Raw genomic sequence first — 6191 nt, forward strand, 5'->3', positions numbered from 1 at the left:
CAAAGAATGAAAGTAGGAATGTTTAGTGAGACCAAACCTCGGTTTATATATTCAAAATATTAATCAAATTGTTCAAGAAACAGAAGCGATTGGCGAAAACTTAAATCCAAAATACGAAGAAATTCGCCAAGCAATTGACCAAGAACAATTAGCGGAAATCTCAGCTGAAAAAATTAGTGAGATTGTAGAAACTTTTGCAAACGGAACAAGTAAGTACGAAGCGATGTTAAAGCAAGTTCGTTCCTTACGTCCGCCGGCACAAGTCTTAGGAATTCACAAAAAATTTGAAAATTCCTATGCCAATTATGTAGCTGGTTGCCAAGAAATGATTGCTAGTTTAGCACAAGGAACAGTCGATGTCGAAGCTTTTAATGCGGCTGAAGAAAAGCAAGACGGGGCGACGGATGGTATTTCTTTTGCTATCCAACGCATGACGCGCATTTTATTAAAGAAATAAAATGAAAAAGGATATGAAAACAAGAAATATCTAATAAAACTATTAGTTGATTTTTATGTATAAAGAGCTATTTTGGTATATACTAAGTACATAACCAACAATAACCTTTTTATTTTTCATTTACTCCTAACCAGAGTAAACTCCTTTTTTCGTCCGGCCTAACCAACCGGGCGATTTTTTTGTTTTATATTGATTTATCAACGTTTAAAGCACATAGGCGATGACTGAGGAAGAACATTTCTTTCAAGTTATCGCCTATTTTTTGTGTCTGAAAAGTGAGAGGTCCGTCCATTTGTCCGTCCCTTGTATTAAAAGCCAACAAAATTAGCAAACTTTGCGGCTGTTTTTTCTTTTTCTTCAGGCATGACATGAGAATAAATCTCTAATGTAATGGTTATGTCTTTGTGTCCAAGTCTCTCACTTACTTCTTTAATTGGAATACCTGCCTGCAGGAGTAAACTTGCATGAGTATGCCTAAAGTGATGTGGTGTGATTCTTGGCAGCTTATACTTACGAATAATACTTGTTAGCCATTGAATGGAACAAGAATGGATTCGTTATGCGATGACTTTCTCGAAGATATTACAGTAGGTGATCGTGTGGATGAAGTTCTTGAAACGGCTGCAGAGTTAAAGCGATTAAAAAGTATTCTTATCGCTAGTGAGGAGAGTTAAATGGTTACCTGGAGGCAAAGAAAAAGCCTTTCGCTTAATTGTCTTGGAGGACTAGCGAAAAGGCAAGGCAAGGAAAGGGTATTTAAAGCCTTCTTTGCTCCATTCTATCATGTAAAACTGATAAAGAAAAGGAGATAGAAATATGTTGAAGAAACGAACTCGTAGAATTTTAGCTTTAACTGTATTAGTAGTTATTGCATTACCGTTGGAACCATTAAAGAAGCTATTGATTGCAATACCAGCGTTGCAGTTACTTCTTATCGAGTGGAATGAGTTTCATTTAAGTAAATTAAAAAAACGGAGGGGAATATTAATGAATAAAACGATAGAAGTAACAGATTTAGTAATGGCGGCTAATTCCATAAACGGTGCGTTGAAGGGATTGGGTACTCTTACTTTTAATCAATTTAGTAGTGTAGATATTACTACGGAAGATATTGACGCCTTAGAGGGGATGATACGAGCGATTCAAGCGTTAGCTGATAATCATGCTCAGGCATTGATGGAGTTTGAAAGTGGAATGTAAAAAGGATGTGATTTAGATGATTTATGTAGGAAAAGTAAAGCCTTCTTTAATGGATAAAACGATAAGTAACGGTGTAGTTGAATTCTTCAAAAAATACCAACCTTTGGAATTGAGTGCACCAGGAGACGAATAAGAGCAAAAGAGACTTAAAACATCTGTATTACAAGGGTTTATCAGTGGACGAATGAAAGCATTGATTAGAAGAAACGACAACTTAATTTCAAGGGCTTGCATACAAATGTGGGCTCTTTTTTTAACGGGATTTTGTGGCTCCAGTTCATCGCCTAATGTGTTTCTATGGGAAGTGAGTAGAACGCCTTAGAATGTTGGAAAATGTTGGAAAAAGGTGGAAGTTCTGACACGTCAAGTTTTATATAGCATGTTAACAATTGTTAACTTTAAAACACATATAGGGACTAACATTTATGTATGGATTGTTAACGATTGTTAACATTTAAAACCTGACTTTAAAATATGCCTAGTATGCTAACAATTGCTAACGTTTAGAATACATATTGAGCAAGGTTCTTTTTTATGAGTAAGTTGGAATTTATGATAATTGATGTTCTCATTTTTTAGAAGGTGCTTTTATTCAATAAGCGTAGTTACAAATATACTTGTTCAGATCTGCATACTTTTGTGCCACCCCTAAGCATGTAATGAGTGAGATGGTGCTAACAATCAACAGAAATCAGGCGATTATTTAGCAGATAAGCCGAAAATTCGGCCGAGTGAGTAAGATGAGCGAGAAATTGCGTTAGTATTAAAAATAGAAGTATATAAAATTAGAGATGATTAGAAGTAATGAATGAAATATTATGAATCTTTATAGTACTTTATGAGGATAATTTGATATAATGTTAACCAATGTGTGTCATAAATTGGAGGTAGATAAGCCGTGACTAAAATAATTAAGGGTTTTGTATCTAGTGACTTGTACATAGGTATGAAAGATGTATTGGAAACAATAAGTTTTCTAGTTGCAATTATTGGAATAATAGCGATATTTATTTCAATTCTTCAATTAAAGAATGAGCAAAAAAAACTTATAGCTGAAAATTTACAAAAAGAAGAAGAAATTGAATACAGAAAAAAAGAAAAATCTATAGAAGTTCTAAGTATATTTGCAAATGATTTAATTCCCCAAATGGATAATTATATATCAAAATTTAGAAAAGAGTTAGAAGACAAATCTAAATTGCATGAAATTCCCCAAGATAAGAAAAAACTAATAATTAAAATAGTTAAGAAAGAATGTGGTGCAGGTTATGTCTTTAATCAGTTAGAGCATATCTGTTTATACATATCTGCTGGATTAGTTAATGAAAGAATAATTTACGAACCATTACACAAAATTCTAGTTGATTTTGTAAATGAAAATAAAGATATCTATGAAGATTTATTAAAAGAAGCTCCATATAAGTATTTAACACAAGTGTATAATCGTTGGTCATCTAAAATTGAATACGACGCACTTGAAGACAAAGAAAAGAAAATTGCCGCAGAAAAGAAGGGCTTGTGGGAAAATATTAGGCAAACATATTGAAAAAGAAGCATTTTAGAGTTACTATGAAACAAATACTATAATTATTAGGAGGGAATAATGATGGTAGAGAAATTATTAGAAAAAACTTTTGAAGAATTAATAGAAGAAAATAATAAGGTGAATAAAAAAGTAGTTAAAGATATGTACAAACATATAGGATTTGTTGAAGAAAAGAAGGAAAAATAGTTAGAGAGTAAGCTGAAAATTGAACGATATCCCAACTATCGGCGTGGTGGATTTGTCTGTCCGTATGTCCGTCTATATAGTCAAAACTATATGAATCTAATATATTAAACTAAACAATAAAAGGCATTATATCAAGGTTATCTGTATCTATTGAAGTCTATCAAAACAACAATTCGAATAACCTTTTTATTTTTCATTTACTCCTAACCAGAGTAAACTCCTTTTTTCGTCCGGCCTAACCAACCGGGCGATTTTTTTGTAATATTATTGTCAAATATGATTCAACGTGCTATGCTAAATACGATAAATAGGAAGTGAGGGATCTTAGATTGAATAATTAACCCATGAGTTGAAGCTGCATTCAGATGACTTTTTTGGTAGACCAAGGGGGGCATGTGCAGATTTTCAGGTGGGGTAATGTTCGATCGAAAAATGAAGAAGCTTCTTTGACGACCGCAAAACCTTTTCCTGAAAATAGGATGAGGTTTTTTCTTTTCTACTTAGATAGGGAGAGAAAGGAGCGTTTATGTCAAATATTTATATTAAAAATTTAACTTTTGGTTTTGATTTACAAGGAGTATTGTTATTTGATCAAACCAACTTGCGAATTCAAACTTCTTGGAAATTAGGCTTGGTTGGTCGCAATGGACGAGGGAAAACGACTTTGTTACGACTACTTCAAGGAAAATACCCTTATACAGGAAGCATTGAGCATCAAGTGAAGTTTTGGTATTTTCCACAAACAATAACAGATAAAGCACAACCAACTTACCAAGTAATTGAAGGATTTACTGAAACTGAGTATTGGAAAATTGAAAGAGAATTAAATTTATTAAAACTTGATACAGAGTTGTTGTGGCAGCCTTTTAATCAATTATCTGGTGGTGAACAAACAAAAGTTTTACTAGCTATTTTATTTGCACAAGAGAATGGTTTTGCTTTAATTGATGAACCAACGAATCATTTAGACTTGCCTTCGCGGCAATTAGTCGCAAATTATTTAAAAGGGAAGAAAGAAGGCTTTATTTTAGTAAGTCACGATCGTCAATTTGTGGATGAAATTGTTGATCATACGCTAGCAATTGAACGAAACCAGCTCGTATTACATCAAGGCAATTATAGTCAGTATGAACAAGAAAAATTACAACAAGATGCAATGGAGCAAGCCCAAAATAGAAAATTGAAGCGTGAAATTAATCGTTTACATCAAACGGCTCGCGAAAAAGCACAATGGTCAAATGTTCGTGAAAAAGATAAATATGGCAATCCACATCAAAAAGGAAGTGGAGCCATTTATGATACAGGTGCAATCGGGGCTAGAGCAGCACGTGTTATGAAACGGAGTAAGACGATTGTTCAACGTGTAGAAAAACAACTAGAAGAAAAAGAACGCTTATTAAAAAATATCGAAAAGATCGATGAACTAAAAATAATTCCATTGGCGACTCACAAAAAACAATGGTTAAAAGTTGAAAAATTTCAATTGTTTTATGATAAAAAGCCTTTATTTCAACCGATTTCCTTTGAGTTAAATCCTGGTGATCGATTAGCAGTGATTGGTGAAAACGGATCAGGGAAAACGTCACTATTAAATTATTTTTTAGGCAATTTCAAAGGAGAAGTTCAAGGGGAAATTACAATTGATCGTCAGTGGCAGCTAAGTTATGTGCGACAAAATTTTGAAGAAAATACGGGGACAATTGCTACGTTTTGTCAAAAAAATAAAATAAATGAAGAGCAATTCTTAAATCAAATCCGTAAATTAGGCGTAGAGCGTCACGTGTTTAACAATAAAATTGAACATATGAGCCAAGGGCAACAAAAACGAATTGAAATTGCAAAAGCACTGGTAACGCCAGCGAATATTTTTATTTGGGATGAACCGCTAAACTATTTAGATGCATTCAATTACAAACAACTTGAACAAACCATTCTTAAAACGCAACCAACAATGATTGTAATTGATCATGACTCACATTTTTTAACAAAAATTGCGACAAAAGTAATTGAATTAAAAAAATAAAAAGAATTTATTAATTTTCTAAATTTTAGAGAGGTTTTCCTAGAAAAAACAGATGATTTATTTCACTTTTACTTGATTGACCAATTTCTAAAGAAAAACAAATAACAATGCCTACTCGCAATCGTTCAAAATTGCAAGTAGGCATTGTATTTTAATTTTCAACATTGCGGACGTAATCGTCAAAATAACGTAACAAGTCTGCTTTAAATTGTAAATATTCTTCTTCGGTGTAATTTTTTTCTTCTACTTTTACTTGAAAAAATGGCAGTTCCAATTCTTCTCGCAAGCGATCTAATACTTCATCAGGCGTCAAAAGTATCCCTCTTTTCTAAAATAAATTAAAGGAAGTATTCATTTTTTCATAAGCTTCACGCATCGCACGTAAGCGAACGCGCAATTCTTCAAAGTCGCGATGGTTATGAAAAAGGGTTTGTTTTAGACTGAAATAATAATCATCGAAAGCATTCACGTAGTCTTCTACTTCTGGTGTCTGTAATTCTTTAAAAGTATCGCAACGGACATAAGTTTTTTCAGCTAAGGCATAAATTTCAGCAGTCGTTAAAAGTGCAAGTGATTCGTTGTAGCGACGGCTAGAGACGAGTTCGTAAACGGCTTGGCACTTGTTGTAGAGATTTGAGTAATCTTTTGATAATAATTCTATCGGTGTCTTGGAAAACATAGCAATCCCTCCTCGTATAATATATTTAGAAGCAAATTACGCTCCTTGAAAACTAAATAAAATATTTTCATTCCTTAAAATCATATTGCTTGGATATTGT

At 33.1% G+C, this 6191-nt stretch carries 9 protein-coding genes; 6 read left to right on the top strand and 3 right to left on the bottom strand.

Translation table 11 applies throughout. The annotated features are described in order from the left end of the window. Positions 1 to 25 precede the first annotated feature (25 nt). Complete coding sequence (locus JOD14_RS09135) at positions 26 to 457, top strand: hypothetical protein (protein ID WP_204654522.1); 432 nt, start codon at positions 26 to 28, stop codon at positions 455 to 457. Between the two features lie 308 nt (positions 458 to 765). On the opposite strand, the gene JOD14_RS09140 is transcribed toward JOD14_RS09135, so the two are convergent. Continuing rightward, positions 766 to 1011, bottom strand: a complete 246-nt coding sequence (locus JOD14_RS09140) for a tyrosine-type recombinase/integrase (protein ID WP_204654530.1) — start codon at positions 1009 to 1011, stop codon at positions 766 to 768. On the opposite strand from JOD14_RS09140, the gene JOD14_RS13395 reads away from it, so the two are divergent. From JOD14_RS13395 to abc-f, 5 genes are all read left to right on the top strand, one after another. Further along, positions 1006 to 1131: a hypothetical protein gene (locus tag JOD14_RS13395; RefSeq protein ID WP_275581336.1), complete on the top strand. Its 126-nt coding sequence runs from the start codon at positions 1006 to 1008 to the stop codon at positions 1129 to 1131. The two genes, JOD14_RS09140 and JOD14_RS13395, sit on opposite strands and share 6 nt — an antisense overlap. A 142-nt stretch (positions 1132 to 1273) precedes the next feature. After that, positions 1274 to 1657 carry a hypothetical protein gene (locus tag JOD14_RS09145; RefSeq protein WP_204654523.1) on the top strand — a complete coding sequence of 128 codons (384 nt, stop codon included), beginning with the start codon at positions 1274 to 1276 and terminating at the stop codon, positions 1655 to 1657. Positions 1658 to 2555: 898 nt separating this feature from the next. Beyond that, complete coding sequence (locus JOD14_RS09150; RefSeq protein WP_204654524.1) at positions 2556 to 3203, top strand: hypothetical protein; 648 nt, start codon at positions 2556 to 2558, stop codon at positions 3201 to 3203. Positions 3204 to 3263: 60 nt separating this feature from the next. Further along, positions 3264 to 3389 (top strand): hypothetical protein, encoded by a 126-nt coding sequence (locus JOD14_RS13400; protein WP_275581338.1) that lies wholly within the window; start codon positions 3264 to 3266, stop codon positions 3387 to 3389. A 526-nt stretch (positions 3390 to 3915) separates the two neighbouring features. Beyond that, complete coding sequence (gene abc-f, locus JOD14_RS09155; protein ID WP_204654525.1) at positions 3916 to 5412, top strand: ribosomal protection-like ABC-F family protein; 1497 nt, start codon at positions 3916 to 3918, stop codon at positions 5410 to 5412. Positions 5413 to 5563: 151 nt separating this feature from the next. Here abc-f and JOD14_RS09160 read toward each other — a convergent pair whose 3' ends face one another. Further along, positions 5564 to 5725 carry a hypothetical protein gene (locus tag JOD14_RS09160; RefSeq protein ID WP_204654526.1) on the bottom strand — a complete coding sequence of 54 codons (162 nt, stop codon included), beginning with the start codon at positions 5723 to 5725 and terminating at the stop codon, positions 5564 to 5566. Between the two features lie 15 nt (positions 5726 to 5740). Next, the gene (locus JOD14_RS09165; protein ID WP_204654527.1) at positions 5741 to 6091 is read right to left on the bottom strand and encodes a hypothetical protein; all 351 of its coding nucleotides are present in this window, start codon (positions 6089 to 6091) and stop codon (positions 5741 to 5743) included. Positions 6092 to 6191: the final 100 nt, after the last annotated feature.

The sequence above is a fragment of the Enterococcus lemanii genome (assembly GCF_016909125.1).
GTDB classification, from domain to species: Bacteria; Bacillota; Bacilli; order Lactobacillales; family Enterococcaceae; genus Enterococcus_I; species Enterococcus_I lemanii.